Source organism: Streptomyces viridiviolaceus, from assembly GCF_014650995.1.
In the GTDB taxonomy this organism is placed as follows: domain Bacteria; phylum Actinomycetota; class Actinomycetes; order Streptomycetales; family Streptomycetaceae; genus Streptomyces; species Streptomyces viridiviolaceus.
Genome location: NZ_BMWA01000011.1, coordinates 23,842 through 49,032, shown reverse-complemented (window position 1 = coordinate 49,032; position 25,191 = coordinate 23,842). Strand labels below are relative to the sequence as shown.

Here is a 25,191-nt window from a genome sequence, read left to right as displayed (position 1 = left end):
TGCCCGTGAGCCAGAACGCCAGCTTCTCCACACCCCCCGACGCACGCACGTACCGGCTGCGCACCACGCGCGGCGAGTTCGCCGTCGTCGATGCACCCGTGGCCGACGGTGCCGAGCCGAAGGGCGTCGCGCTGCTGCTGCCCGGGTTCACGGGGAGCAAGGAGGACTTCACGCTGCTGCACGAGCCGCTCGCGGCGCGCGGATACCGGACCGTCGCCGTGGACGGTCGGGGGCAGTACGAGTCCGACGGCCCCGAAGCCGACGAATCCGCCTACGCGCAGGCCGAGCTGGCCCGTGACGTGCTCGCGCAGGCGGCGGCCCTGGGAGAGCCCGTGCACCTGCTCGGGCACTCGCTCGGCGGACAGATCGCACGGGCAGCCGTGCTGCTGGACCGCTCCCCCTTCGTCTCCGTCACGCTGATGTCCTCGGGCCCGGCGCAGATCTCCGTCTCCCAGCAGCAGCGTGTGAAGCTGCTGCGGGACGCGCTCGACACCATGACGATGGCGGAGGTCTGGGACGTGATCCAGACCATGGGCCCGCCCGAGGAGGTCGGCGGCCCCGCGCGCGGCCTCGGCGACCAGGCACGGCTGCGGCAGCGCTGGCTCGGCACCAGGCCCGCCCAGCTCCGCGCCACGGGACGCCAGTTGTGCACCGAGCCGGACCGGGTCGCCGAACTCGCCGCCGTGCCGCTGCCGTTCCACGTACTGTCGGGCGCCTATGACGACACCTGGCCCGTGCCGCTCCTGGACGAGATGGCGGTGCGGCTGAACGCGCGCCGGACCGTCGTCACCGGCGCCGAGCACTCCCCCAACACGGACCAGCCCCTGCCGACCGCCCGCGCCCTCGCCGACTTCTGGGACGACGTCACCGGGCAGCCGGACGCCGGCTAGTACTGCGACTGCAGGTGCTCCCAGAAGCCGTCCCGCAAGGCCCTGCGCAGGTCGGCCTGGCCGCGCAGCGAGTACTGCAGCAGCCCCTCGGCCTCCACGAGCAGGTCCTGGTCCACCGAGCCGGGGAGGTAGGGGTGGCCGGGGAGCAGTTCCACCAGCGACTCCCGGCCGCGGGCGGCCAGCCACTTGGCCGCGATCTGCGCGCCCACGAACCGGACGTCCTCGCGGCCCGGCCGGGCCACGCCGGTGGCCTCGTAGGCGTGTGCCGTGCGCCGGGACACGTACGGCTTGAAGAACTCCAGGTCGAAGGTGCGCTGGCTGTCGACCTCCCAGAGCAGCGGGTCGGCCTGGTTGCGGCCCTCGGGTGCCTCGACGCCCCACAGGTGGACGCGGGCGCCGTAGCCCTGGGCGGACTCGACCGCCGAGACCAGGTCCTCGTCGCCGCCGAGCAGCGCCGCGTCGCTGATGGCGCGGTGCCGGGCCAGTGACTCCAGGTCGGACCTGATGAGGGAATCGACGCCCTTCTGCTGGTTGTTGGCGTTGAGGTTGCCGAGGCGGACCTTCACGTCCGGCAGCTCGGCGATGGTCTGCTGCTCGGCGGTGTGGATGCGGCGCCGGGCGCCGTCGTACCAGTAGACGCGCAGCAGCCGGCTGTCCGCGAAGATCGTGCGGGCCTTGTCGATGAGCGCCTCGATCAGTCCCTCGGCGTCCAGGTCGAAGGCGCGGCGGTCCTCGGTCCCGGCGACCAGTCGTCCCGCCGCCGCGTAGAGGTACCCGGCGTCCACGAAGATCGCATGGGTCGAGGGTGTCTTCGCCACCTCGGCGAGCATGCGCTGCAGGAGCTCGTTGACGCGGTCGATGCGGGCGTTCACGGACGCGAGGTCGTCGTTCATCGCCTCCATTGTCCCGGCGGTCACGCTGTGAACACAACCGGTCCCGGTCAGTCCTGTACCGGTCAAGCGACTGGCGACTTACGCGCTAGTAATTAGTTGTTCGAAAAATTTCTTTAGCGTAGGGAATGTTTGAAACACGCATGTCGTTGACTACGCATGGAACACGGGACACCGACGCCCCGTGGCCATCCATCGAGTAGTTCTCCTCAGGAGGATGACCAGACGAAGGGAGAAGCCCATGCGCTTCGAAATCATGCGACTCGACGACGTCGACGGCACGCCCGTGGACACCACCGTCGTGGACGCCGCCTCCGTCAACCGTATCGTTCAGCAGGCCGCCGCCATCGGGCAGCGGCTGTGGATCCGCCCGGCCGACACCTCGGCCTCGTAACGCGGAGCCGTCCGCATACGCTTGAGAGCCCCCGTACGGAACCGGACGAACCGGTCGCCGTGCGGGGGCTCTGCTCATGCGCCCTGGATCACCTGGGTGACGCCGTTGATGATCTGCTGCACCGCGATCGCGGACAGCATCATGCCGGCGAGGCGGGTCACCAGGACCACGCCGCCGTCCTTGATGACGCGGATGATCAGCAGCGAGTACCGCATCACCAGCCACAGCACCACGTGGATGGCGAGGATCGCCGACCACACCGACACCTGCGTGGTCACGCTGTCGGCCTTCTGCACCGCCAGGATGACCGACACGATCGCACCGGGGCCGGCGAGCAGCGGCATGCCCAGCGGGACCAGCGCGACGTTGACGTCCTTGGTCTGCTTCGGCTCGTCGGTCTTGCCGGTGAGCAGGTCGAGCGCGATCAGCAGGAGCAGCAGACCGCCCGCGATCATCAGCGCGGGCACGGAGACGTGCAGGTAGTTCAGGATCTGGTGACCGAGCACACCGAACACGGTGATCACGCCCCCGGCCACACAGACCGCCTGGAAGGCCATGCGCCTCTGCACCTTGGCGGGCCGGCCGGCGGTCAGGGCGAGGAAGATCGGGGTGATCCCAGGGGGATCCATGATGACAAAAAGGGTCAGGAACAGAGAGCCGAAGACGGCGATGTCGAACATGGGTGACGTACTGGCCTTGCGAGGAGATACGGAAGTGGGAGGGCGGCACGGTGCGCCCCGGGCGACCGGGGCGCCTCAGGCTCCGCCGGCCCCCGGCACGGGGAACGCCCCGAACGCCCGCCGCGTGATCTCCCCGTACACCTCGGGGTCCGTCGTGTACTCGCCGAGCACACAGGTCTTCCGGCTGCCGTGGTAGTCGCTGGACCCGGTCACCAGGAGCCCCAGCTCCTTCGCCGTCCCCCGCAGCCGTGCCCGCGTGTCCGCGTCGTGGTCCATGTGGTCGACCTCGATGCCGTCGAGCCCGGCGGCGGCCATCTCGGCGATGGCGGCCTCCGGCACCGTACGGCCCCGCTTGGCGGCGGCCGGGTGCGCGAACACCGCGACCCCGCCGGCGCCCTTGATCAGCCGTATCGCCTCGAAGGGGTCGGTCTCGTGCTTCTCCACGTAGGCCCGGCCGCCGTCGGCCAGCCAGTCCTTGGTGAAGGCGTCGCCCACGGTGGGCACGACCCCGAGTTCGACGAGGGCGGAGGCCACGTGCGGGCGCCCGACCGATCCGTCGCCGGCGATCCGCGCGACCTGCTCCCAGGTGACGGGGACGCCCAGCGCGTTGAGCTTGGCGACCATGCCCTTGGCCCGCGGCACCCGGTCGTCGCGGACCAGCTCGCGCTCGGCGAGCAGGGCCGGCTCCTCCGGGTCGAAGAGATAGGCCAGCATGTGCATGCTGATGCCGTCGATACGGCAGGACAGCTCGGCGCCGGTCACCAGCGTGAGCCCCTCGGGCAGCGCGGCGAGTGCCTCGGCGTGCCCGCGGGTGGTGTCGTGGTCGGTCAGCGCGACGACGTCCAGTCCGGCCGCGGCGGCCTTGCGCACCAGCTGGGCCGGGGTGTCCGTACCGTCGGACGCCGTGGAGTGGGTGTGCAGATCGATGCGCACGACGCTGACTCCAGGCATGTCGGGACGGACGGGGACGCTCAAGGATAACCGGAATTCCTTCCTTCCCTGTCACACCCGCATCGCCCCTGCGCCCCCTACCTCCGCTCGCCCCCCTCGGCGATCAGGCCCCCTACGGCTGGATCAGCCGCGGCGACAGCGCACCGCACGGCACGAGGTCCACCTCGGCCCCCGCGTCCCGCAGGTCGGTCAGCACCAGTTCGTCGTACATCAGCAGGCCCGTCTGCTCGGGCCACACGACGGCCCACAGCCACATCCCGAACGCCTCCCCCGCGAAGACGGCACGGTCGACGGGGGAGCCGGAGACATGCCAGAGCGGGGTCGGCCGGCCGGCGGCGAGCACCTTGGCCTGGGGCGGCTTCTCGACGTTCATGTACGGCCCCGGGTCGGGGGCGTCGATGCCCGCGTACCGCGCGCCGAGGCCGACGCCGAGTTCCTCGGCCACCAGGATCAGCTCACCGACTCCGCCGAGCGGGCCGGGTCCCGAGCACGCCACCGCTGTGGCCCGGCCGCCGCTGCGGTCGTCACCCGCGCAGGCCACGCCGGTGAACAGCCAGCCGACCGGCAGCGGCCACGGCATCCAGACCGGCACCTGCGTCCTGGCCACCACGACGCTGAGGGCCTCGACGCTGGGCGGGATCACGGGCTGCAGCGGATACACGGCGCCGTGCACATCGCACTGCCAGGAATCGGCGAAAAGGCCGGGAGCCCTGACCCGGCCACCACACTTCGGGCAACTGGGTTCGCCCCTCATAGAGCCCCACGGTCCTACCCCCGCTGCGCCACGTCAAGGACGATCACCCATCCGGGCGGAGCGGCTGACCGGCGACAACTAGATGCGTGTTGCATTAATTAGGCCACCTAACTTACTGTGTGCATATACCAACCATCTACTCCCACCTCCGTCGGGATTGGAGACACGCATGGACCCCTTCGACGCGGGGGCAGGCGGCATCCTGCGACAGCCCAAGGCCGTGTGGGCGACCGCCGGCGCGTCCGTGGTCGCCTTCATGGGCATCGGACTCGTCGACCCGATCCTGCCGTCCATCGCCAAGGGCCTGGACGCGAGCGCGAGCCAGGTCTCCCTGCTCTTCACCTCGTACTTCCTCATCACCGCCGTGGCGATGCTGGTCACCGGCTTCGTCTCCAGCCGCATCGGCGGGCGCAAGACCCTGTTGCTCGGCCTCGCGTTCGTCGTGGTCTTCGCGGGCCTGGCGGGCACCTCCGACACGGTCGGCCAGCTCGTCGGCTACCGGGCCGGCTGGGGTCTGGGCAACGCGCTGTTCGTCTCGACGGCGCTGGCGGTCATCGTCGGCGCGGCGGCCGGCGGCAGCGCCGCGGCGATCCTGCTGTACGAGTCCGCGCTCGGCCTCGGCATGGCCTGCGGCCCGCTGCTGGGCGCGCTGCTCGGTGACGCCAGCTGGCGCTACCCCTTCTTCGGCACCGCGTTCCTGATGGCGGTCGGCTTCCTGTGCATCGCGGCGTTCTTGAAGGAGCAGCCGAAGCCGGCCCGGAAGACCTCGCTGCTGGACCCGATCAAGGCCCTCGGCCACGGTGGCCTCGCCTCCGCGGCGGTCTCGGCGTTCTTCTACAACTACACGTTCTTCACCGTGCTGGCCTTCACGCCGTTCGTGCTGAACATGACCCCGTACAAGTCCGGTGCCGTGTTCTTCGCCTGGGGCGTGCTGCTCGCCGTCTTCTCGGTGGTCGTGGCCCCGCGCATGCAGGCCAGGTTCGGCTCGCTGAAGGTGCTCGGCGGCTCACTGGTGCTGCTCGCGGCCGACGTGCTGGTGCTCGGATACGGCGACCACACGACGGCGATCGTCTGCACGATCCTCTCCGGTGCCTTCATCGGCGTGAACAACACCGTCTACACCGAACTGGCGCTCGGGGTCTCCGACGCGCCGCGTCCGGTGGCGAGCGCCGGCTACAACTTCGTGCGCTGGTTCGCGGCGGCGGCCGCTCCCTACTTCGCGCCGAAGATCGAGGAGTGGACCGACATCCACATCCCGTTCGTGGTGGCCGCGGTCACCGCGGTGCTGGGCGCGGCGGTGGTCGCCGTACGGCGCCGCGCCCTCACCCTCCCCCACTCTCGGCTTCGCTCGAGCGGGGGGACCCCCATGGCCGAGGAACTCGAACCGAAGAACGGTGCCGAGGACGGGGTCTCGGCATTCGCCAACTGACCGGCTCCGGCAGGACGTTGGTGAGATCCGTCACTCGGGACCGCCATCCGGCACTCAGTCCAGCGGGACGGATCTGCGGGACGGATCCCGCAGGTCCGTCCCGTGCGTCAGCCAGCGCTCCTGGAGCGCCGGTGCGCCGTGCACCCGCTTCCAGGCGGCCTCGTTCGCCGTCATCGGCAGCAGCGGCAGGAACCGTACGGGGTCCAGCGGCGCGTCGAGTTCCAGATCCTCGACCAGTCCGCCCGGCTCGGCCACCAGGACCGAGGTGAACGGGGCGCCGGGCCACAGCGGTTCGCCCACGTCCAGGGAGGCGCCCGGGGTCACCACCACGCCCTCCACCTGCGGGGACGCGGCGAGCACGGCGAGCGGACGGAGCACCTTGTCGGTGTCGGCGAGGCCGGCCCGCACCGAGAGGACCAGCTCCGCGCGGGGGCCCTTGACCGGGTCGGCCAGCACGGCCGTGGGGTCCGCCATGGGCTGCGCGGACATGCCGAGGGTGGCGTAGCGGACGATGTCGCCCTCCGGGCCGCCGCCGGGGAAGCGCAGCACCTCGATGCGGTCGGTGCCGAGGAAGGTGACCGCCGCGCGCGCGTCCGGTTCGCCCAGCGCGCTGCGCAACCGGGCCTCGACGAGAGGAAGAACATCAGCCATGCCGCGAGCATAGAACTCGTCAGTACCCGGCAAAGGGGCACCTTGACACGCCGGGCGGCTGATACTCTGGGTCGGCGGATCGGGGCAGCACGCAGAAGCGTCTGGATCAAGCCCCGACGCTATGAACACTCCCCTACGGGGAACCCCTGTAAACAGGGGAATGGATCGTCCCTCACGAGGGACCGGCCGGAGGAGGTGGGGCTGTCATGGACCGAAGTCGACCGTGCAGTATTACCCGCTCTTCCGGCCGCTGATGCAGCTGCTCCGGCTCTGCCTGCTGCCGCCTCTCGTCGCCTGCGCCTTCACACGGAAGAGCACTTCGTCTCGTTTTGCCTGATCTGTCTGATCTGCCTTGGTCTGCATCAGCAGCTGAATCAGTAGCGAAGCTCGCCACCGCGAAGGTGCGGTGCTCCCCGCTTTGTGGACGCGCCAGACACGCGTAGCCAGGACGTCCTCATTCCGGGTAGTTCCACCCGTCGCCGGCGCCGTTCGCTGCCCGTCGCGAAGGAGCCTGCCATGTCGATGATCCGTGACCTGCGCGCCGCGGTCCGCCCGTCCCGCGTCTCACTGCGCAAGGACGGTGGCACCTACGACACCACCCGCGACCCGGCGACCACCTCCGCCGTCGTCGACTGCGCCGTCTACCGGGACGGCCGCCGCGTCGAGACCGACGCCCCGCTGAGCCCGCACGAGGCCATGCGTCAGGTGCGCCGCGACGGCGGCTTCGTGTGGATCGGCCTGCACGAGCCCACCGAGGACGAATTCGCCGGTATCGCCCGCGAGTTCGGGCTGCACCCGCTGGCCGTGGAGGACGCCGTCCAGGCCCACCAGCGACCCAAGCTGGAGCGCTACGACGACTCGCTGTTCACTGTCTTCAAGACCGTCCACTACGTCGACCACGCCGAACTCACCGCCAACAGCGAGGTCGTCGAGACCGGCGAGGTCATGTGCTTCACCGGGCGGGACTTCTTCATCACGGTCCGGCACGGCGGGCAGGGCTCCCTGCGCGCACTGCGCCACCGGCTCCAGGACGACCCCGAGCTGCTGCTCAAGGGCCCGTCGGCGGTGCTGCACGCCATCGCCGACCACGTGGTGGACGGCTACATCGCGGTCGCCGACGCCGTGCAGGACGACATCGACGAGGTCGAGACGGAGGTGTTCTCGCCGGGCCGCAAGGGATCCCCGCGGGGCACGGACGCCGGCCGCATCTACCAACTCAAGCGTGAGGTGCTGGAGTTCAAGCGGGCGGTGTCGCCCCTGCTGCGGCCCATGCAGCTGCTCAGCGAGCGGCCGATGCGGCTGATCGACCCGGAGATCCAGAAGTACTTCCGGGACGTCGCCGACCACGTGGCCCGGGTGCAGGAGCAGGTCATCGGCTTCGACGAGCTGCTGAACTCCATCCTCCAGGCCAACCTCGCCCAGGCGTCCGTCGCGCAGAACGAGGACATGCGGAAGATCACCTCATGGGCCGCGATCATCGCCGTACCGACGATGGTGTGCGGGGTGTACGGCATGAACTTCGACCACATGCCCGAGCTGCGCTGGAAGTACGGGTACCCGCTGGTCATCGGCGTCACCGTGGCCATCTGCCTGGGCATCCACCGCACGCTCAAGCGCAACGGCTGGCTGTGAGCCGCGCTGGATAGGCTGGCCGTATGACAAGCGAGCTGCTCGACCAGGCCCTCGTCGAGGAGGCCACCAAGAAGTCCGGCCTCATCTGGGTCAAGGGGCCCGGGGTCCCGGCCCGTGCGCTGTGGCACGTCTGGCACGAGGGCGCGGCGTGCGTCGTCGGCGACGGACCGGGCGAGCAGCCGCTGCCGGGGCTGACCGACGGGGCCACGGCCGAGGTGACGGTGCGCAGCAAGGACAAAGGGGGCCGGCTGGTCTCCTGGACGGCGCGGGTCGTGGAGCTGCCCTCCGGCTCGGAGGCGTGGCAGGCGGCGGTCGCCGACCTCAAGGGCAAGCGTCTGAACGCCCCGGACGGCGAGGCGATGACCGAGCGCTGGGCCCGTGAGTGCCGGGTGCTGCGCCTGGAGCCGACGGGCGCGACGGCGCCGCTGCCCGACGGTTCGCTGGCCGAGGCGCCCCTGCCGACGCCGGCGACGACACGTGAGCCGGTCCCGGCGGGGCTGCCGCGCCTGCTGATGAAGCGCCGGAAGCGCCGCTAGCGGGGCAGGACCCCCGTACCCGCCCCACGACGCCCGGCCGCGCTCGCGCGGGTGGGCGCCCCCTCCGGCGCCGCCCCGCGGCGAACACCCGGGGGACGGCCGGTGCGCGCGTGCGCCCGGGACTCCGGGAGCACGCACCGGACGCCGCGGGGCCCGCTCTCCGGGCGGACGACGGGACTTCGCGGCGCGTCCTAGGACGTCGGCAGCTGCTTGCCGTAGTCCAGGGTGTCGTCCTTCGCCGGCTCCTTGAGCTCGAAGTCCTTGTTCCAGTCGGAGAAGCTCAGCGTGCCCGCACTGCCCGCCCGGACCAGGCGCAGCGGGTACGCCGTGCCCTCCAGGGACACGTCCAGCGAGCCGCCGGAGCCCTTGTCGCCGGTGATGCGGATGGTGCGGACGCCCCCCTGCTCGTGACGGCCGTCGGTCTCCACCGTGCCGTGCAGGGTCAGCAGACCGTCGAGGAGGACGTCCTTGTCCGTGAAGCCGCTGAACTTCTTGTACGCGGGGTCGCCCTCCGGCACCTTCACGTACTTGCCGGCGAGCTTCTCCGCGGCGGCGGCATCGCCGCCGTCGTGGCTCCAGAACCCGGCGTCGGCCTTGAGGAAGAGCTGCTCCCCGACACGGAGCAGCCGGAACGTCGTGCCCTCGGCGGCGACCGACCCGGTGCCGCCCTCCGACTTGAGCTGCATGTCGAGGGTGTAGGTGCTCCCGCCGGCGGCCACGGTGCCGTGCAGACGCACCGCGTCGGCGGCCTCGGCGGCGGTGCGGGCCTTGGCCTGGATCTTGTCCGGCGGGAGTTTCCCGACCCCGTTGGTGCCCGCGTCGGGGTCCTCGCTGCTGCATCCCGTCAGCCCCGTCCCCGCCACGGCCAGGGCGCACACCGCGCCCACCAGAGCGGCCCTGCGGGTTCGGCGCCGGGGAGTCACGGTCACAGGTGGGGCTGCCTTTCTGACAGAGGTCCAAAGCGGCGTACGGCAGCGTACCGGGGCCGTAGGCGGTGAACGGAGCCAGTCCGTCCGGACCGGCCGTCGGAGCGATCCCCTTCGGGACGGGCTAGCCTGAAGGCCGTCCGAGCGGGCAATTCGGAAAAGAGACACAGTACGAAACACGCCTTACGAAAAGGAGCCGCGGCCATGGCAGCGGGCGCCCCCCGGATCTTCGTCTCGCACCTCTCCGGCATCGCCGTCTTCGACCCGGCCGGCGACCAGGTGGGGCGTGTCCGCGATCTGGTCGTCATGCTCCGCGTCGGCAACAAGCCCCCGCGCCTGCTCGGCCTGGTCGTCGAACTCGCCACCCGCCGACGGATCTTCCTGCCCATGACCCGTGTCACCGGCATCGAGTCCGGCCAGGTCATCACGACCGGTGTGCTCAACGTCCGGCGGTTCGAGCAGCGGCCCACCGAGCGCCTCGTCTTCGGTGAGCTGCTCGACCGGCGCGTCACGCTCGTCGAGACCGGCGAGCAGGTGACCGTACTCGACCTGGCCGTCCAGCAGCTGCCGGCCCGCCGGGACTGGGAGATCGACCGGGTGTTCGTGCGCAAGGGCCGCAAGGGCGGTGCCTTCCGCCGCGATGAGAAAGGGCGCGTAGCGCTTCCCTGGAAGGGTGGTGGCGGGCGACGCGGGGGCGAGACACTGACCGTGGAGTGGTCCGGCGTCACCGGCTTCTCCCTGGAGGAGCACGGGCAGGGCGCCGAGAACCTGCTCGCCACCTTCGAACAGCTGCGTCCCGCCGACCTGGCCAACGTCCTGCACCACCTGTCCGCCAAGCGCCGCGCCGAGGTCGCCGCCGCCCTCGACGACGACCGCCTCGCGGACGTGCTGGAGGAGCTGCCGGAGGACGACCAGATCGAGATCTTCGGCAAGCTGGCGGAGGAGCGCGCCGCCGACGTCCTGGAGGCCATGGACCCCGACGACGCGGCCGACCTGCTCGGCGAGCTGCCGGATGCGGACAAGGAGCGGCTGCTCAGCCTGATGAAGCCCGCCGACGCGGCCGACATGCGGCGGCTGATGGCGTACGAGGAGCACACGGCGGGCGGTCTGATGACCACCGAGCCGATCGTGCTGCGGCCCGACGCGACCGTCGCCGACGCGCTCGCCCGCATCCGCAATCCCGACCTCTCGCCGGCGCACGCGGCCCAGATCTACGTCTGCCGCCCGCCGGAGGAGACCCCGACCGGCAAGTACCTGGGCACGGTGCATTTCCAGCGCCTGCTGCGGGACCCCCCGTACACCCTGGTCGGGTCGATCCTCGACGACGCCCTGCAACCTTTGGAGCCGGACGCCGCGCTGCCCGTGGTCGCCGGGTTCTTCGCCACGTACGACATGGTCGCCGCCCCTGTCGTCGACGACTCCGGGTCACTGCTGGGCGCGATCACCGTGGACGACGTCCTGGACCACATGCTGCCCGAGGACTGGCGGGAGACCGAGTACCACCTCGACGAGGCGAACGGGGAGGTGAGCCCCGATGGTGCCTGAGCGCGAGTCGACGGCCCGCGAGCGCGTGCTGTCCGGGGCCACGGCGGCCCCCCGTCCCCGCGGTCCCCGCCTGGACCAGCCCCGCCCGCCGCGCCGCCGGATCCTGCCGGAGTGGGACCCGGAGGCCTTCGGCCGGCTGTCGGAGCGGATCGCCCGCTTCATCGGCACCGGGCGGTTCCTCGTCTGGATGACGGTGGTCATCATCGTGTGGGTGCTGTGGAACGTGTCGGTGCCGAGCAGCCTGCGGTTCGACGAGTACCCGTTCATCTTCCTGACGCTGGCGCTGTCCCTGCAGGCCTCCTACGCGGCCCCGCTGATCCTGCTCGCGCAGAACCGGCAGGACGACCGGGACCGGGTCAACCTGGAGCAGGACCGCAAGCAGAACGAGCGGTCGATCGCCGACACCGAGTACCTGACCCGGGAGATCGCCGCCCTGCGGATCGGGCTCGGGGAGGTCGCGACGAGGGACTGGATCCGCTCCGAACTGCAGGACGTGATCAAGGAGCTGGAGGAGCGGCAGAACGGCCACCGTCCCACCCCCGGCGTATTCCCGGCAGATCGTTCCGGCGGGCGTGACGTACACGACCGCTGACGGGGCTTTCCGAGCCCCGTGGGCGGCGCCGTACCATCGTCTCTATGGCTACGGAAGACGCGGTGCGCGAAGCACTGGCGACGGTGAACGACCCCGAGATCAACCGGCCCATCACCGAGCTCGGGATGGTCAAATCGGTGGAGATCGGCGCGGACGGAGCGGTCGCGGTCACCGTGTACCTGACGGTCTCGGGCTGCCCCATGAGGGACACCATCACGCAGCGCGTGACCGAGGCGGTCTCCCGCGTCGAGGGCGTCACGCGCGTCGACGTCACGCTGGACGTCATGAGCGACGAGCAGCGCCGTGAGCTGGCCTCCGCGCTGCGCGGCGGCCAGGCCGAGCGCGAGGTCCCCTTCGCCAAGCCGGGCAACCTGACCCGGGTCTACGCGGTCGCCTCCGGCAAGGGCGGCGTCGGCAAGTCCTCGGTGACGGTCAACCTGGCGGCGGCGATGGCGGCCGACGGTCTGAAGGTCGGTGTCGTCGACGCCGACATCTACGGCCACTCCGTGCCGCGCATGCTCGGCGCCGACGGGCGTCCCACCCAGGTCGAGAACATGATCATGCCGCCCTCCGCCAACGGGGTGAAGGTCATCTCCATCGGCATGTTCACCCCAGGCAACGCGCCGGTCGTCTGGCGCGGCCCGATGCTGCACCGCGCGCTCCAGCAGTTCCTGGCGGACGTGTACTGGGGCGACCTGGACGTCCTGCTGCTCGACCTGCCGCCCGGCACCGGCGACATCGCCATCTCCGTGGCCCAGCTGGTCCCGAACGCCGAGATCCTGGTCGTGACGACGCCTCAGCAGGCGGCGGCCGAGGTGGCCGAGCGGGCGGGGGCCATCGCCGTCCAGACCCACCAGAAGATCGTCGGCGTCGTCGAGAACATGTCCGGGCTGCCCTGCCCGCACTGCGGCGAGATGGTCGACGTCTTCGGCACGGGCGGCGGCCAGCTGGTCGCCGACGGCCTGACCCGCACGACCGGTGCGACGGTCCCGGTCCTCGGCTCCATCCCGATCGACGTCCGCCTGCGCGAGGGCGGCGACGAGGGCAGGCCGGTGGTGCTGTCCGACCCGGAGTCCCCGGCCGGCGCGGCCCTGCGCTCGATCGCCGGCAAGCTCGGCGGGCGTCAGCGCGGGCTGTCGGGCCTGTCGCTGGGCATCACGCCGCGCAACAAGTTCTGAGCTCCCGCACGGCATCGGGGCGCCGTCCCGGCGGACGGCGCCCCGGTGCCGTGGCATGCCCTACGAGTACGCCTCGATGTCCTTGACCACGGCGAACCCCAGCCCGTACGCGCTCATGCCCCTGCCGTAGGCGCCCAGGTGGACGCCCTGCTCGGTGGAGCCGGCGAGGACCCAGCCGAACTCGGACTCCCGGTAGTGGAAGGACGTCGGCACGCCGTCCACGGGCAGCGAGAGCGTCGACCAGTCCGCTCCGTCGAGGTCGTCGGCGAGCACCCACGCGGTCTCGGTCTGCTGCTCCAGCCAGTCGTCGCGCAGGGAGTGGTCCATCTGGCCGGGCCAGGTGAAGGACAGCAGGCCCACACCGGCGAGCCAGGCCGCCGAGGACACCGACGTCGCCTCCAGCACGCCCGTGCCGTCCGCGCTGCGCCGTACGGGGTTGGCCGCGACGGTCACGACGACCGCGAACTTCTCCTTGGCGTCCTGCTCGTCGCCCGCCACGTGCTCGTTGCGCACGGACGGTTCGTCACCGTGCCCCAACGAGCCGTGTTCCACGGCCTCGTCGGCCGCGGTGCCGACCTGCATCAGCCAGCGCCGCCCCGTGAACGCCTCGTCGAGGCCGTACCACGGGAAGGGCGCACGCAGGTAGCCGTCGACCGTACGCCGGGCGGAGGGGGACGGTTGTCCGCCCTCCGCGGCCGACGCCTGCGCGACTGCCCGACTCGTCGTCTCCATGTGCCCGGACGCCTCCTCGCTCTCGTCGGACCGGAACGGCCCGCCCCCCTTCGGGCGGCGTTGCTGGTTCACGTACGGTCCGCGCAACAACTCGGCAGCATAGCCACCCCGCTCGGGGCAGCATGGAAAGCGCCCGGCGCGTGGGTCGCACCGGAGGCGCCTTCAGGCCGTGTGCGACCGGGCCGGGGTATGAGACGCGTCACGTACGACGCGGGGCGGGCACCCTGCCGTACGGCAGCTCCCGGGCGGGGCTCAGGTGGCGTCCGCGTCGAAGGGCGGACGGTCGCCGCGGTCGGTGTCCTCGGGCTTCTTGGACATGTCGACACGACCGCCGGAGGAGGCCGCGGAACCGGTGGCGCCGGAGGAGGACGACGCCTCGGACTCCCGGCCGTGCACCGCGTCGGTGACCTCGGCCATCTCCTTCTTCAGGTCGAAGCCGTTGCGGATCTCCTTCAACCCGAGCTCGTCGTTGTCCAACTGCTTGCGGATGAAGGTCTTGGGGTTGAGGTCCTCGAACTCGAAGTCCTTGAACTCGGGTCCGAGCTCCTCCCGGATGTCCTGCTTGGCGCTCTCCGAGAACTCCCGGATCTTCCGGATCGTCCGCGTCACGTCCTGGATGACCTTGGGGAGCTTGTCCGGACCGAAGACGAGCACGGCGAGAACGACGAGAGTCACCAGCTCGAGAGGTCCTATGTCATTGAACACCTGAAGCTCCTTGGGATGTCCGGGCCGGATCCACGGTACCCGGCGATCCCGTCCCACCGGTACCGTCCCGTGACCTCCGAATGCGTGTATGCGGCCGCTTTCCGGATTGTTTGCCTTCCTGGTGCCTTGTGGGGGCCTGTGCGTGCCGTTCAGCCGCCGTCGGAGGAGCCCAGCACCAGTGAGACCTTCGTCTCCTTGCCGTCGCGCTCCAGCGTCAGTTCCAGTCGGTCGCCGGGGCGGTGGGCACGGGTCTTGACGATGAGTTCCTCGCCGGAGTGCACACGCTGGCCGTCGACCTCGGTGATCACGTCGCCCGCCTCGATGCCTGCCTCGGCACCGGGACCGCCCGAGGTGACCGGGGGTCCGCCGTCGCTGCCCTTGGTGCCGACGCGGGCGCCGTCGCCGGTGTAGTTCATGTCGAGGGTGATGCCGATCACGGGGTGGGTGGCCTTGCCCGTGTTGATCAGTTCCTCGGCGACGCGCTTGCCCTGGTTGATGGGGATGGCGAAACCGAGACCTATCGAGCCGGCCTGGCCGCCCTCCGACTCGGTACCGCCGCCGTCGGCCGACCGGATCGCGGAGTTGATGCCGATGACCCGGCCCCGGGAGTCCAGGAGGGGCCCGCCGGAGTTGCCGGGGTTGATGGGCGCGTCGGTCTGCAGCGCGTCGACGTAGCTCACGTCGCTGCCGTCGCCCTCCTCGCCGCCCGCCGTGATGGGCCGTTCCTTGGCGCTGATGATGCCGGAGGTGACCGTCCCCGCCAGGTCGAAGGGGGCGCCGATGGCGACGACCGGGTCGCCCACCCGCACGTTGTCGGAGTTGCCGAGGGGCATCGGGGTGAGGCCCCGCACTCCGCTCACCTCGACCACGGCGAGGTCGTAGCCGCTGTCACGCCCGACGACCGTGGCCTTGGCGGTGTCGCCGCTGTTGAAGGTGACGGATATCTCGCCGCCGCTTCCGGCGGGTTCCACCACGTGATTGTTCGTCAGGATGTGGCCCTGGCCGTCGAGTACGAAGCCGGTGCCGGTGCCCGATGCGTCGCTTCCGCTCACGTGGAGTGTCACGACGCTGGGCAGGGCCCGGGCGGCGATCCCGGCCACGCTGTCCGGGGCCCGGTCGGCCGATTCGCTGCCGGCCTGCGGCAGTTCCACGGTCCCCACGCCGCCGTTGCGCTCCAGATACGCCCCGACGGCACCGCCGACGCCCCCGGAGACGAGGGCGATCAGCAGGGCCCCGCCGACGATCACCTTCTTCGCCCGTCTGCGCCGCTGCTCCCGGGTCACGACGGCCGCCCCGTTCTGCTGGAGGGGCTCGGCGGCGGCCGCGGCCGCCCAGGGGTCGTAGCGCCGCCAGGGGTCGGCGGCGGGAGCGGGTACGGGAGGCGGAGCGTCGGCGAGCGAAGGAACGGGCGCGGCGGCGCCGGGCGGGGCGGGCGGCACGGGTGCCCCCGCGGCCTGCGCGGTGGACGCCGGGGGTACGGGGGCGCCGGGCGCCGTCGCCACGGACGCCGGGGTGGCCGCCGCTACGGCCGTGCCGTGCGCCGGGGTGGCCGCCGGGTGCTGGACGGGCGGCGCGGGGGCCCAGGGGCCCGGCTCGCCGTACGGCGGGGTGCCGTACGGGTCGGGGTCGTGCAGGGGGCGGGGGCGCTCGTCGGCCGGGACAGCGGGCGGCGGCACGGGCACCGCGTCGGCGGCACCGGCGGCCTCCTCGGCGCTGGTCGGCCCGTCGGTCCCGCTCGCGTCGTCGGCGCCGGTGTCCGGGCGCGCGGCGGTCTGTGCCGTCGGCCGGTCCAGCTCGTAGTCACCGTCGTGGTCGCCCGCGTCGGCCGTCCGGGGCGGCGTGGGGCGCTCCAGCTCGAAGTCGCCTCCGCCGTCCTCGGCCGGCGCCGGGACACGGTCGGCGCGGGGCCGTTCCAGCTCGAAGTCGCCGTCGGTCGCGCCCGCGCCCGCCGGTGCCGCTGCCCCGTCCGGAACGCCGGTGGACGCCGTCTCCGCCGACGGGCGTGGACGGCCCCACCACTTCGCCTTCGTGGGCTTCCCCTCGTTCATGTTCTCCCCACACCTGACCGCGGCACGGCTCGTCGGCGGTGACCGCAGATCGTCGACTCCAAAGGCTCCGGCGCCAACCGGATTCAATCAGGTTCGCGGGCCGGCGCGCAGATCTCGGTCAGGGTGCCGGACGGGAGGACGCGCCGGAACTCACCGAGGGCGAGGGGGACGACGCCGGGTCGGGGACGGGTGCCGCGAGCAGACCGGGCGGCGCGATCCGGGGCACCGACGACCAGGCGGTGAGGGCGAGCGGCGGGACGGCGTCGAGCGGACGTATCAACGGGGACATGGCGGCGGCGCCCGCCATCATGGGCGTGGTCAGCGCGCGCACGGCCTGCTCCTCGGCCGCGGCGGGAGACGGCAGCCCGGGCAGCAGCGGCGCCGAGACCGCCGTCGGGGCCAGCGGGGTGTCACCGAGCGACCGCTGGCCCTGGGCCTGTCCGAGCAGTGGTCCCGCCGAGCGGCGGCGCTGGCTCTCGGGGACCGTGGCCGCTCCCGTGCCCTGGGGGCGCGTCGGCGTCACGTTGCTCCCGGACCCGGAACCTCCGCGGGCCTCGGTGCTGGTGTCCGGCATGCCGACGGTGACACCGCCCAGCGCGATGGCGGCCAGCGACACCGCTCCGGCGGCGGCGAACGCGAACCGCAGTCCGCGGGAGGCCGACCGCTCGGAGTCGTGCCGGCCCACGTCATGGATCCGGAAGCCCCGGTTCTGCGAAGAGGGCGGCAGGACGGACGCGTGCGTCCGGGCGGGGACGTAGCCGAACTCGAAGCGCTCGCTCCGCTTGGTCCCGAAGGCCCCGGACGCCCCGAACCGGCCCGAGAGGCCGTCGGAGAATCCTCCGCCGCCCAGCGGTGGGCCGCCGTCCGGGTCGCCTCCCCCGGGAAGCCCCTGGAGACGGGCCAGGAAGCTCTCGGAGGGAGCGGGCGGGGCGGCTTCCGCGAAGACGTTCTTCAACCGGCGCTGTGCGTCCACCTCGGCCTTGCACTTCGGACAGGTGGCCACGTGCGCCAGCACGCGCTCGCGCGTGTCATGACCGAGCTCTCCGTCCACCAGGGCGGAGAGTCGGTCTCCCAGATGCTGCTCTGCGAGGTGTCCCTCGGATTTCGGCCGTGACTCGCTCACGCGCTCGCGCCCCCTCCTCTCAGAGCGGGAACACGGGCCGCGAAGGAGCGGCGCTCGGCGCGCGCCTGAGGTGAGCGGTGCGCGAGAGCCTTGCGCAGCTGGGAGCGGCCGCGGTGGATGCGGGAGCGGACCGTGCCGAGCTTGACGCCGAGGGTCGCGGCGATCTCCTCGTAGGAGAGGCCCTCGATGTCGCACAGGACGACGGCGGCGCGGAACTCGGGCGCGAGGGTGTCCAGCGCCTGCTGGACGTCCGCGTCGAAGTGGGCGTCGTGGAAGACCTGCTGCGGGGTGGGCTCCTTGCTGGGCAGCCGCTCGGCCGCGTCCTCGCCGAGCGCGTCGAAGCGGATGCGCTGCTTGCGGCGGACCATGTCCAGGAAGAGGTTGGTCGTGATGCGGTGCAGCCAGCCCTCGAAGGTGCCCGGCGTGTAGGTCGACAGGGAGCGGAAGACGCGGACGAAGACCTCCTGGGTGAGGTCCTCGGCGTCGTGCTGGTTGCCGGTGAGGCGGTAGGCGAGGCGGTAGACCCGGCCGCTGTGGGTGCTGACGATCTCCTCCCAGGTGGGCGGAGTCCACGCCTGCCCGTCCGCGTCGGTGGAGAAGGTCGCGGTCTGGGCGTGGCCGGCGGCGGGGCCGTCGGCGGGGCTGTGGTCAGCAGCGGTGTCGTTCACGGATTTCGGCCTGCCCGCCGATCCGAGGAAGCGCCGGAGCACTCCTCGACGATCCACGGGCGCGGCCGCACCTCCCCTGTCGGCTCTGGTGGTGTCCAGTGGAGCCCCTACCATAGCCACCTCGCCCGTTAGCTCCGGATAAGCGGTTTTACGAGAATTTGATCTGGGGTCGTACGACTGCGTCAGCACTTGCTCGGCGTTCCCGTCCATCCGCTGCCCCCGTCGCCGCCACGACCGCTCCATCGTCTTTCCAAACGACCGGTCCCATCAGCGGGTTCCCGACGCCAACGGATACAGTCACGCCGAGGCAACGACGGGGACAGGAGAGGGTCATTACCGGCAACCGGCAGACGAGCTGGGCGTTCGCCGACGCCTATGTCGCCGAGGACGACGCGCTGCGCTGGGCCCGCGACCGGGCCCGTGAGGCGGGCCTGCGCTCGGTGACGCCCGGCACGGGCTCCGCGCTGGGACTGCTCGCCGCCGCCGTGGACGCCAAGGCGGTCGCGGAGATCGGCACGGGCTGCGGTGTCTCCGGGATCCATCTGCTGCACGGCATGCGCCCGGACGGTGTCCTGACCACGGTCGACCCGGAACCGGAGCACCAGCAGTTCGCCCGCCAGGCCTTCCGGGCCGCGGGCTTCGCCAGCAACCGGGCCCGTTTCATCCCCGGCCGTGCCCTCGACGTCCTGCCCCGGCTCGCGGACGCCGGCTACGACCTCGTCTTCTGCGACGGCGACCGGCTGGAGTATCAGGACTACCTAGCCGAATCGTTGCGCCTGCTGCGCCCCGGAGGGCTGGTCGTCTTCGAGGGCGTCTTCGCCGCCGGCCGGACCGTCGACTCCGGACCGCAGCCCACCGAGGTGCTGCGGCTGCGGGAGTTGCTGCGCACGGTGCGGGAGAGTCAGGAACTGGTGCCGTCGCTGCTTCCGGTGGGCGACGGCCTGTTGTGCGCGGTGAAGCGGTAGCCGGGCTCGGTGAACCGGTGACCGGCGACCGGCGCGCGGTCGAAGGGTGGCCGACCGGCCGGGATCACCCGGCGAACGCTTCGGCGGCGTCCGTGAAAGAACAGTCGCCCCGGCACCGCGTGGGCACCGGGGCGACTGAACGGGTATGGTCGCTTGCGCGTCAGCCGACGACCTTCTTGAGGGCGTCGCCGAGCGCGTCGGCCTCGTCAGGGGTCAGCTCGACGACGAGTCGACCGCCGCCTTCGAGCGGAACGCGCATGACGATGCCCCGCCCCTCCTTGGTCACCTCGAGCGGGCCATCGCCCGTCCGCGGCTTCATGGCCGCCATGCTCGTTCCCCTTCCTGATACCAGCTCACCGTCAAAGCCGACGGCCCTTGAGGGCACGCGCGGTCCGGCATGGACGCACGACACCGGCATCGAACACATTGCTTCCCAGCCATTATCCCGCATCGCAGGACCCGATGACCAACATCGGTCGGCATCGCTTGGGCAACGCGCGCGAGCAAAACCACTCAATTCGGCGAGGGGACTGCGATACTGCGCGCCCACACCCACTTCCGCCGAATGGATACGGACCGGAATTCTTTGACGCAGGTCACACCTCCGGAGCGGTCCGCCGTCGGTGATCTCCGTCATGCTGTCCTGCAGACACGGGACGTACCGAGGGGTACGTCCCCCAGCCGCGACACGGAGGGGATACCCATGGCCGACACCGTGCTCTACGAGGTGAGCGACGGGCTCGCGACGATCACGCTGAACCGCCCCGAGGCGATGAACGCGCTGAACATCGAGACCAAGGTCGCGCTCCGGGACGCGGTGCGGTCCGCGGCGGCGGACGACGCCGTGCGGGCGGTGCTGCTGACCGCCGCCGGGGAGCGGGCGTTCTGCGTCGGCCAGGACCTGAAGGAGCACATCGGGCTGCTGGCCGCCGACCGGGAGACCGGCTCGGACCAGACCATGAGCACGGTGTCCGAGCACTACAACCCGATCGTGCGGGCCCTGGCCGAGGCACCCAAGCCGGTGGTCGCCGCCGTGAACGGGGTGGCGGCGGGGGCGGGCTTCGGGTTCGCGCTCGCGGCGGACTACCGGATCGTCGCGGACACGGCGTCCTTCAACACCTCGTTCGCGGGCGTCGCCCTGACCGCGGACTCGGGCATCTCCTGGACGCTGCCGCGGGTCGTCGGCCCGGGGCGCGCCACCGACCTGCTGCTCTTCCCACGCAGCATCGGCGCGCTGGAGGCGCACGACCTGGGCATCGCCAACCGTGTCGTCCCGGCCGCCGACCTGCGCGGCGAGGCCGAGCAGACGGCGCGGGCGCTGGCCCAGGGGCCGACGGTGGCGTACGCGGCGATCAAGGAGGCCATGGCGTACGGGCTGGCGCACTCCCTCTCCGAGACGCTGGAGAAGGAGGACGAGCTGCAGTCGCGGGCGGGCTCCTCCGCGGACCACGCGATCGCGGTGCAGGCTTTCGTCAACAAGGAGAAGCCCAAGTACCTCGGGCGCTGAGCGCGCCTGGCGCGGCGGGCCGGGCTCCGCTCAGGCCCGCCGCGCCACGCACCCGGCCAGGTGGTCGTCGACCAGGCCGCAGGCCTGCATCAGGGCGTACGCCGTCGTGGGGCCGACGAAGCGCAGGCCGCGCTTCTTGAGGGCTTTCGACAGGGCCGTGGACTCGGGCGTGACGGCCGGGACGTCGGCGAGGGTCTTCGGGACCGGACGTCCGGCCGGGTCCGGTGCGTGGGACCAGATCAGCTCGTCCAGCGCGCCCGGGTCCCACTCGGCGAGCACCCGCGCGTTGGCGAGGGTCGCGTCGATCTTGGCGCGGTTGCGGATGATGCCGGCGTCGGCGAGCAGGCGCTCGCGGTCCTCGTCGGTGAAGACCGCCACCGAGGCGATCTTGAAGTCCGCGAAGGCGGCACGGAAGCCGGGGCGGCGGCGCAGGATGGTGATCCAGGACAGACCGGACTGGAACGCCTCCAGGCTGAGGCGTTCGTACAGGGCGTCGTCGCCGTGGACCGGGCGGCCCCACTCCTCGTCGTGGTACGACACGTAGTCCGTCGTGGACAGGGCCCAGGGGCAGCGGGGCGCGCCGTCCGGGCCGGCCACGGCCTCTCCCGCGCTCACTGCTGCTCCTCCTGCTCGGGCTTCTCCATGGAGACCTGGTGGGCGGCGGAACGTGCGCCCGCCAGCGCGGACTCCAGGTCGGCGATGCGGGCGTCGCGCTCGGCGAGTTCGGCGCCGAGGCGGCCGAGGGCGTCGTCGACGTCCGCCATGCGGTACCCGCGGACGGTGAGCGGGAAGCGGAGGTTCTCCACGTCGGCACGGCCCACCGGGCGGTCGGGGGGCAGGGAGTCCCGCAGTCGCTCGGGGGCGGCCTCGGGCAGCGGGGTGCTGTCACCGCCGCCGACGACGGCGAGGGTCACCGCGGCGACCACGACGGCGAGTGCGACGACGAGGAACAGGAACATGACCATCGCTGGGGCCCCCATGGTCGGAGTCGGGTGTGTCGGTCCGATCGTGCCATGCGAGTCTGACAGTTAGGGTCGCAGGCGCCCGAGGAGCGGGACGTGTGCGGTACGGACGAGGAGAGGTCACAGGGGATGCTCAGGCTGGGCAGGCGCGAATTCGAGGCGCACGAGCCGGTGATCATGGCGATCGTGAACCGGACCCCGGACTCCTTCTACGACCAGGGGGCCACCTTCCGCGACGAACCGGCGCTCGCCCGCGTGGAGCAGGCGGTGGCCGACGGGGCCGCGATCATCGACATCGGCGGCGTGAAGGCCGGGCCGGGCGAGGAGGTGTCGGCCGAGGAGGAGGCGCGGCGGACCGTCGGCTTCGTCGCGGAGGTGCGGCGCAGGTTCCCGGACGTCGTGATCAGCGTGGACACCTGGCGGCACGACGTCGGCGAGGCCGTGTGCGAGGCGGGGGCGGATCTGCTGAACGACGCGTGGGGCGGCGTCGACCCGAAGCTCGCCGAGGTCGCGGGGCGGTACGGGGTGGGGCTGGTGTGCACGCACGCGGGCGGCGCGGAGCCGCGGACGCGGCCGCACCGGGTGACGTACGACGACGTCATGGCCGACATCCTGGACGTGACGCTGGGGCTGGCCGAGCGGGCGGTGGCGGTGGGGGTGCCGCGGGAGTCGGTGCTGATCGATCCCGGGCACGACTTCGGGAAGAACACCCGGCACAGCCTGGAGGCGACGCGGCGGCTCGGGGAGATGGTGGACACCGGGTGGCCGGTGCTGGTGTCGCTGTCCAACAAGGACTTCGTCGGAGAGACGTTGGACAAGCCGGTGAAGGAACGGGTGCTCGGGACGCTGGCCACGACGGCGGTGTCGGCGTGGCTGGGGGCGCAGGTGTACCGCGTGCACGAGGTGGCGGAGACGCGGCAGGTGCTGGACATGGTGGCGTCGATCGCCGGGCACCGGGCGCCGGCGGTGGCGCGCCGGGGGTTGGCCTAGGCCCGGCTGGGGGGCGGGTTCGGCGGCGGCCGTCGGGCGGGCGGGGTTCCTCGCCCCCGCCGCCCCTACCCGTTCGCGTCCCCAGGGGCTTTGCCCCTTCCACCCCACCCGGGGCTCCACCCCGGGCCCCGGCGGGGGTTCCGTCCCCTGCACCCCTCACGGGGCTCCGCCCCGGGCCCCCAAGAGCTCGCCGTACCCGGACCCCTTGCAGGCCGCCACGCCCCCGGGGGGCCTCGGAGGCCATCGCGCCCGGACCCCTCTCGGGCCGTCACACCCGGCGAACCCTGGTGTGCCAGCACGTCCGACACCCTGGCAGTCCATCGCCCCAGGCCCTCGAAGGCCGTCACGCCCAGCCCCCTTGCAGGCCGTCGTGACAGCCCCCTCGCGGAACCTCGGGCAGGTGGGGCGGGCTAGCGGCCCGCCTCCTTCGAGACCAGGGCCACTGCCTCGTCCACGTCGTCCGTGACGTGGAACAGGAGCAGGTCCTTCTCCGCGGCCTTGCCCTGGGCCACCAGGGTCTCGCGGAGCCACTTGATCAGGCCGCCCCAGTAGTCGGTGCCGAACAGGACGATGGGGAAGCGGGTCACCTTCTGGGTCTGCACCAGGGTGAGGGCCTCGAAGAGCTCGTCGAGGGTGCCGAGGCCGCCGGGCAGGACCACGAAGCCCTGTGCGTACTTGACGAACATCATCTTGCGGACGAAGAAGTAACGGAAGTTCAGGCCGATGTCGACGTAGGGGTTCAGCCCTTGCTCGAACGGCAGCTCGATGCCGAGGCCGACCGAGATGCCCTTCGCCTCGCAGGCGCCCTTGTTGGCTGCCTCCATGGCCCCCGGACCACCGCCCGTGATGACGGCGAAGCCCGCCTCCACCAGGCCGCGGCCGAGGCGGACGCCGGCCTCGTACTCCGCCGAGTCCACCGGCGTGCGGGCGGAGCCGAAGACGCTGATGGCGGGCGGGAGTTCGGCGAGCGTGCCGAAGCCCTCGATGAACTCCGACTGGATGCGCAGCACCCGCCAGGGGTCGGTGTGGACCCAGTCCGTGGGAGCGCGCTCGTCCAGCAGGCGCTGGTCCGTGGTGCTCGCCTGGACCTGGCCCCGCCGCCGGAGGACCGGTCCAAGGCGCTGCTCCTCCGGTGGCTGCTTCTTGCCCTCGGGGTTGCCGGTAGGCATGTGCGCTCCCTCCGTCTTGCTGTTCTTCCGCATCAGCGTAGATCTACGCGGGTTACGTACGGGGGACCTCAGCATGTCCGCCATGAAGCGCCGTAAACACGATCAAGCAGGTCAGGCGGCTCAGCCCGTCAGCCAGGAGCGCAGGCGCTCCTCCCCCGCCAGGACCTTGGCCACCTCGACCCGCTCGTCGCGCTTGTGCGCCAAGTGCGGGTTGCCCGGCCCGTAGTTGACCGCCGGGATGCCGAGCGCCGAGAACCGGGACACGTCCGTCCAGCCGTACTTCGGCTGGGGCGTGCCCCCCACCGCCTCGATGAAGGCGGCCGCCGCCGGGTGGGACAGGCCGGGCAGGGCCCCGCCGCTGTGGTCGTCGACGACGAACTCCGTCACCCCGCAGTCCGCGAAGACCTCGCGGACGTGGGCCACGGCCTCCTCCTCGGTGCGGTCCGGGGCGTAGCGGAAGTTGACGGTCACCACGCACTCGTCGGGAATGACGTTGCCGGCCACGCCGCCCGAGATGCCGACCGCGTTCAGGCCCTCCCGGTACTCCAGGCCGTCGATCACCGGGTAGCGAGGTTCGTACGCGGCGAGGCGCGCGAGGATCGGGGCCGCGGCGTGGATCGCGTTGGAGCCCATCCAGCCGCGCGCCGAGTGCGCCCGCTCGCCCGTCGTCTTCAGCAGCACCCGCAGCGTGCCCTGGCAGCCGCCCTCCACCTGGCCGTCCGACGGTTCCAGGAGCACCGCGAAGTCGCCCTCCAGCCACTCGGGGTGGACCTCGGACACGTGCTTGAGACCGTTCAGGTCGGCGGCGACCTCCTCGTTGTCGTAGAAGACGAAGGTCAGGTCGCGGTTGGGGGACGGCACCGTCGCCGCGATGCGCAGCTGCACCGCGACGCCCGCCTTCATGTCGCAGGTGCCGCAGCCCCACAGGACGCCGTCCTCGTCCAGCCGGGAGGGGACGTTGCCGGCGATGGGGACGGTGTCGATGTGGCCGGCCAGGATCACGCGCTCCGCGCGGCCCAGGTTCGTGCGGGCCACGACGTTGTTGCCGTACCGGTCGACCGTGAGGTGCGGCAGCGCGCGCAGCGCGTCCTCGATCGCGTCCGCCAGCGGCTTCTCGGTACCGCTCTCGGAGGGGAAGTCGACGAGCCGGGCGGTGAGCTCCGCGGCGTCCAGCGTGAGGTCAAGCGGGGTATCGGCCATGGATCCGACCCTAACGCCCCGGGCCGTCCGGGCACTGTCCGCACCCGGCGCAGAACCCACAGTGCCCTCCAGTA

The 25,191-nt window shown here is 71.8% G+C and carries 27 protein-coding genes; 11 read left to right on the top strand and 16 right to left on the bottom strand.

Features of this window, described 5'->3' with window-relative positions:
* Window positions 1-5 precede the first annotated feature (5 nt).
* The gene (locus tag IE260_RS17415; RefSeq protein ID WP_189872832.1) at window positions 6-890 is read left to right on the top strand and encodes an alpha/beta fold hydrolase; all 885 of its coding nucleotides are present in this window, start codon (window positions 6-8) and stop codon (window positions 888-890) included.
* Here the strand turns inward: IE260_RS17415 and IE260_RS17410 are convergent.
* The gene (locus tag IE260_RS17410) at window positions 887-1,792 is read right to left on the bottom strand and encodes an NYN domain-containing protein (protein ID WP_189873260.1); all 906 of its coding nucleotides are present in this window, start codon (window positions 1,790-1,792) and stop codon (window positions 887-889) included. The two genes, IE260_RS17415 and IE260_RS17410, sit on opposite strands and share 4 nt — an antisense overlap.
* Before the next feature lie 229 nt (window positions 1,793-2,021).
* Here IE260_RS17410 and IE260_RS17405 point away from each other — a divergent pair, with 229 nt between their 5' ends.
* Window positions 2,022-2,174, top strand: a complete 153-nt coding sequence (locus tag IE260_RS17405; RefSeq protein ID WP_129801357.1) for a DUF8834 family protein — start codon at window positions 2,022-2,024, stop codon at window positions 2,172-2,174.
* A 74-nt stretch (window positions 2,175-2,248) separates the two neighbouring features.
* Here the strand turns inward: IE260_RS17405 and IE260_RS17400 are convergent, their stop codons facing one another.
* The 3 genes from IE260_RS17400 to IE260_RS17390 form a co-directional block, all read right to left on the bottom strand.
* Complete coding sequence (locus IE260_RS17400; RefSeq protein WP_188180274.1) at window positions 2,249-2,854, bottom strand: MarC family protein; 606 nt, start codon at window positions 2,852-2,854, stop codon at window positions 2,249-2,251.
* 75 nt (window positions 2,855-2,929) lie between these two features.
* Window positions 2,930-3,787, bottom strand: coding sequence for a PHP domain-containing protein (locus IE260_RS17395; protein WP_189873258.1), 858 nt, complete (start codon window positions 3,785-3,787; stop codon window positions 2,930-2,932).
* Window positions 3,788-3,917: 130 nt separating this feature from the next.
* The gene (locus tag IE260_RS17390) at window positions 3,918-4,559 is read right to left on the bottom strand and encodes a DUF6758 family protein (protein WP_189872830.1); all 642 of its coding nucleotides are present in this window, start codon (window positions 4,557-4,559) and stop codon (window positions 3,918-3,920) included.
* Between the two features lie 169 nt (window positions 4,560-4,728).
* On the opposite strand from IE260_RS17390, the gene IE260_RS17385 reads away from it, so the two are divergent.
* The gene (locus IE260_RS17385; protein WP_189872828.1) at window positions 4,729-5,988 is read left to right on the top strand and encodes an MFS transporter; all 1,260 of its coding nucleotides are present in this window, start codon (window positions 4,729-4,731) and stop codon (window positions 5,986-5,988) included.
* A 54-nt stretch (window positions 5,989-6,042) separates the two neighbouring features.
* Here IE260_RS17385 and IE260_RS17380 read toward each other — a convergent pair whose 3' ends face one another.
* A complete protein-coding gene (locus IE260_RS17380; RefSeq protein WP_189872827.1) occupies window positions 6,043-6,639 on the bottom strand; it encodes a suppressor of fused domain protein in 597 nt (198 codons plus the stop codon).
* A gap of 516 nt (window positions 6,640-7,155) precedes the next feature.
* Between IE260_RS17380 and IE260_RS17375 the strand changes: the two genes are divergently transcribed.
* Both IE260_RS17375 and IE260_RS17370 read left to right on the top strand, forming a co-directional pair.
* A complete protein-coding gene (locus tag IE260_RS17375; RefSeq protein WP_189872825.1) occupies window positions 7,156-8,271 on the top strand; it encodes a magnesium and cobalt transport protein CorA in 1,116 nt (371 codons plus the stop codon).
* Window positions 8,272-8,294: 23 nt separating this feature from the next.
* The gene (locus IE260_RS17370; RefSeq protein ID WP_189872823.1) at window positions 8,295-8,807 is read left to right on the top strand and encodes a hypothetical protein; all 513 of its coding nucleotides are present in this window, start codon (window positions 8,295-8,297) and stop codon (window positions 8,805-8,807) included.
* 191 nt (window positions 8,808-8,998) lie between these two features.
* On the opposite strand, the gene IE260_RS17365 is transcribed toward IE260_RS17370, so the two are convergent.
* Complete coding sequence (locus tag IE260_RS17365; RefSeq protein ID WP_189872821.1) at window positions 8,999-9,736, bottom strand: hypothetical protein; 738 nt, start codon at window positions 9,734-9,736, stop codon at window positions 8,999-9,001.
* A 201-nt stretch (window positions 9,737-9,937) separates the two neighbouring features.
* On the opposite strand from IE260_RS17365, the gene IE260_RS17360 reads away from it, so the two are divergent.
* The 3 genes from IE260_RS17360 to IE260_RS17350 are packed head-to-tail and all read left to right on the top strand — an operon-like array spanning window position 9,938 to window position 13,048.
* The gene (locus IE260_RS17360; RefSeq protein WP_189872819.1) at window positions 9,938-11,278 is read left to right on the top strand and encodes a magnesium transporter MgtE N-terminal domain-containing protein; all 1,341 of its coding nucleotides are present in this window, start codon (window positions 9,938-9,940) and stop codon (window positions 11,276-11,278) included.
* Window positions 11,268-11,870 (top strand): DUF1003 domain-containing protein, encoded by a 603-nt coding sequence (locus IE260_RS17355; protein WP_189872816.1) that lies wholly within the window; start codon window positions 11,268-11,270, stop codon window positions 11,868-11,870. Before IE260_RS17360 ends, IE260_RS17355 begins: the two co-directional genes overlap by 11 nt.
* Before the next feature lie 44 nt (window positions 11,871-11,914).
* Window positions 11,915-13,048: an Mrp/NBP35 family ATP-binding protein gene (locus tag IE260_RS17350; protein WP_189872814.1), complete on the top strand. Its 1,134-nt coding sequence runs from the start codon at window positions 11,915-11,917 to the stop codon at window positions 13,046-13,048.
* 60 nt (window positions 13,049-13,108) lie between these two features.
* Here the strand turns inward: IE260_RS17350 and IE260_RS17345 are convergent, their stop codons facing one another.
* The 5 genes from IE260_RS17345 to sigE form a co-directional block, all read right to left on the bottom strand.
* Window positions 13,109-13,780: a hypothetical protein gene (locus IE260_RS17345; RefSeq protein WP_189872812.1), complete on the bottom strand. Its 672-nt coding sequence runs from the start codon at window positions 13,778-13,780 to the stop codon at window positions 13,109-13,111.
* 252 nt (window positions 13,781-14,032) lie between these two features.
* Complete coding sequence (locus tag IE260_RS17340) at window positions 14,033-14,485, bottom strand: sec-independent translocase (RefSeq protein ID WP_189872810.1); 453 nt, start codon at window positions 14,483-14,485, stop codon at window positions 14,033-14,035.
* 149 nt (window positions 14,486-14,634) lie between these two features.
* Window positions 14,635-16,533 carry a trypsin-like peptidase domain-containing protein gene (locus tag IE260_RS17335; RefSeq protein WP_189872808.1) on the bottom strand — a complete coding sequence of 633 codons (1,899 nt, stop codon included), beginning with the start codon at window positions 16,531-16,533 and terminating at the stop codon, window positions 14,635-14,637.
* A 118-nt stretch (window positions 16,534-16,651) separates the two neighbouring features.
* Window positions 16,652-17,656: an anti-sigma factor family protein gene (locus IE260_RS17330; RefSeq protein ID WP_189872806.1), complete on the bottom strand. Its 1,005-nt coding sequence runs from the start codon at window positions 17,654-17,656 to the stop codon at window positions 16,652-16,654.
* A complete protein-coding gene (sigE, locus tag IE260_RS17325; protein WP_189872804.1) occupies window positions 17,653-18,324 on the bottom strand; it encodes an RNA polymerase sigma factor SigE in 672 nt (223 codons plus the stop codon). The genes IE260_RS17330 and sigE overlap by 4 nt, the downstream gene beginning before the upstream one ends.
* Before the next feature lie 266 nt (window positions 18,325-18,590).
* On the opposite strand from sigE, the gene IE260_RS17320 reads away from it, so the two are divergent.
* A complete protein-coding gene (locus IE260_RS17320; RefSeq protein WP_308434672.1) occupies window positions 18,591-19,289 on the top strand; it encodes an O-methyltransferase in 699 nt (232 codons plus the stop codon).
* 160 nt (window positions 19,290-19,449) lie between these two features.
* Here IE260_RS17320 and IE260_RS17315 read toward each other — a convergent pair whose 3' ends face one another.
* On the bottom strand, window positions 19,450-19,617 hold the full coding sequence (locus tag IE260_RS17315) for a DUF3117 domain-containing protein (RefSeq protein WP_003966491.1): 168 nt from the start codon (window positions 19,615-19,617) through the stop codon (window positions 19,450-19,452).
* Window positions 19,618-19,986: 369 nt separating this feature from the next.
* Here IE260_RS17315 and chcB point away from each other — a divergent pair, with 369 nt between their 5' ends.
* Window positions 19,987-20,796: a 2-cyclohexenylcarbonyl CoA isomerase gene (gene chcB, locus IE260_RS17310; RefSeq protein ID WP_465270556.1), complete on the top strand. Its 810-nt coding sequence runs from the start codon at window positions 19,987-19,989 to the stop codon at window positions 20,794-20,796.
* A gap of 30 nt (window positions 20,797-20,826) precedes the next feature.
* Here the strand turns inward: chcB and IE260_RS17305 are convergent, their stop codons facing one another.
* Together IE260_RS17305 and IE260_RS17300 are read right to left on the bottom strand one after the other, a co-directional pair.
* Window positions 20,827-21,411 carry a DNA-3-methyladenine glycosylase I gene (locus tag IE260_RS17305; RefSeq protein WP_189872800.1) on the bottom strand — a complete coding sequence of 195 codons (585 nt, stop codon included), beginning with the start codon at window positions 21,409-21,411 and terminating at the stop codon, window positions 20,827-20,829.
* Entirely contained in the window at window positions 21,408-21,761 is a 354-nt protein-coding gene (locus IE260_RS17300; RefSeq protein WP_189873254.1) for a DivIVA domain-containing protein, read from the bottom strand. Before IE260_RS17300 ends, IE260_RS17305 begins: the two co-directional genes overlap by 4 nt.
* A 126-nt stretch (window positions 21,762-21,887) precedes the next feature.
* Between IE260_RS17300 and folP the strand changes: the two genes are divergently transcribed.
* The gene (gene folP, locus IE260_RS17295; protein WP_189873252.1) at window positions 21,888-22,748 is read left to right on the top strand and encodes a dihydropteroate synthase; all 861 of its coding nucleotides are present in this window, start codon (window positions 21,888-21,890) and stop codon (window positions 22,746-22,748) included.
* Window positions 22,749-23,158: 410 nt separating this feature from the next.
* Here folP and IE260_RS17290 read toward each other — a convergent pair whose 3' ends face one another.
* Together IE260_RS17290 and dapE are read right to left on the bottom strand one after the other, a co-directional pair.
* Window positions 23,159-23,917, bottom strand: a complete 759-nt coding sequence (locus tag IE260_RS17290) for an LOG family protein (protein ID WP_189872798.1) — start codon at window positions 23,915-23,917, stop codon at window positions 23,159-23,161.
* 120 nt (window positions 23,918-24,037) lie between these two features.
* Window positions 24,038-25,117: a succinyl-diaminopimelate desuccinylase gene (gene dapE / locus IE260_RS17285; protein ID WP_189872796.1), complete on the bottom strand. Its 1,080-nt coding sequence runs from the start codon at window positions 25,115-25,117 to the stop codon at window positions 24,038-24,040.
* Window positions 25,118-25,191: the final 74 nt, after the last annotated feature.

Excerpts from the sequence above, each read along its gene's own strand:
- IE260_RS17410 (WP_189873260.1), bottom strand. The coding sequence starts at position 1,792 with ATGGAGGCGATGAACGACGACCTCGCGTCCGTGAACGCCCGCATCGAC.
- IE260_RS17405 (WP_129801357.1), top strand. The coding sequence starts at position 2,022 with ATGCGCTTCGAAATCATGCGACTCGACGACGTCGACGGCACGCCCGTG.
- IE260_RS17400 (WP_188180274.1), bottom strand. The coding sequence starts at position 2,854 with ATGTTCGACATCGCCGTCTTCGGCTCTCTGTTCCTGACCCTTTTTGTC.
- IE260_RS17390 (WP_189872830.1), bottom strand. The coding sequence starts at position 4,559 with ATGAGGGGCGAACCCAGTTGCCCGAAGTGTGGTGGCCGGGTCAGGGCT.
- IE260_RS17385 (WP_189872828.1), top strand. The coding sequence starts at position 4,729 with ATGGACCCCTTCGACGCGGGGGCAGGCGGCATCCTGCGACAGCCCAAG.
- IE260_RS17380 (WP_189872827.1), bottom strand. The coding sequence starts at position 6,639 with ATGGCTGATGTTCTTCCTCTCGTCGAGGCCCGGTTGCGCAGCGCGCTG.
- IE260_RS17375 (WP_189872825.1), top strand. The coding sequence starts at position 7,156 with ATGTCGATGATCCGTGACCTGCGCGCCGCGGTCCGCCCGTCCCGCGTC.
- IE260_RS17370 (WP_189872823.1), top strand. The coding sequence starts at position 8,295 with ATGACAAGCGAGCTGCTCGACCAGGCCCTCGTCGAGGAGGCCACCAAG.
- IE260_RS17360 (WP_189872819.1), top strand. The coding sequence starts at position 9,938 with ATGGCAGCGGGCGCCCCCCGGATCTTCGTCTCGCACCTCTCCGGCATC.
- IE260_RS17355 (WP_189872816.1), top strand. The coding sequence starts at position 11,268 with ATGGTGCCTGAGCGCGAGTCGACGGCCCGCGAGCGCGTGCTGTCCGGG.
- IE260_RS17350 (WP_189872814.1), top strand. The coding sequence starts at position 11,915 with ATGGCTACGGAAGACGCGGTGCGCGAAGCACTGGCGACGGTGAACGAC.
- IE260_RS17345 (WP_189872812.1), bottom strand. The coding sequence starts at position 13,780 with ATGGAGACGACGAGTCGGGCAGTCGCGCAGGCGTCGGCCGCGGAGGGC.
- IE260_RS17335 (WP_189872808.1), bottom strand. The coding sequence starts at position 16,533 with ATGAACGAGGGGAAGCCCACGAAGGCGAAGTGGTGGGGCCGTCCACGC.
- IE260_RS17315 (WP_003966491.1), bottom strand. The coding sequence starts at position 19,617 with ATGGCGGCCATGAAGCCGCGGACGGGCGATGGCCCGCTCGAGGTGACC.
- IE260_RS17300 (WP_189873254.1), bottom strand. The coding sequence starts at position 21,761 with ATGGTCATGTTCCTGTTCCTCGTCGTCGCACTCGCCGTCGTGGTCGCC.
- folP (WP_189873252.1), top strand. The coding sequence starts at position 21,888 with ATGCTCAGGCTGGGCAGGCGCGAATTCGAGGCGCACGAGCCGGTGATC.
- IE260_RS17290 (WP_189872798.1), bottom strand. The coding sequence starts at position 23,917 with ATGCCTACCGGCAACCCCGAGGGCAAGAAGCAGCCACCGGAGGAGCAG.
- dapE (WP_189872796.1), bottom strand. The coding sequence starts at position 25,117 with ATGGCCGATACCCCGCTTGACCTCACGCTGGACGCCGCGGAGCTCACC.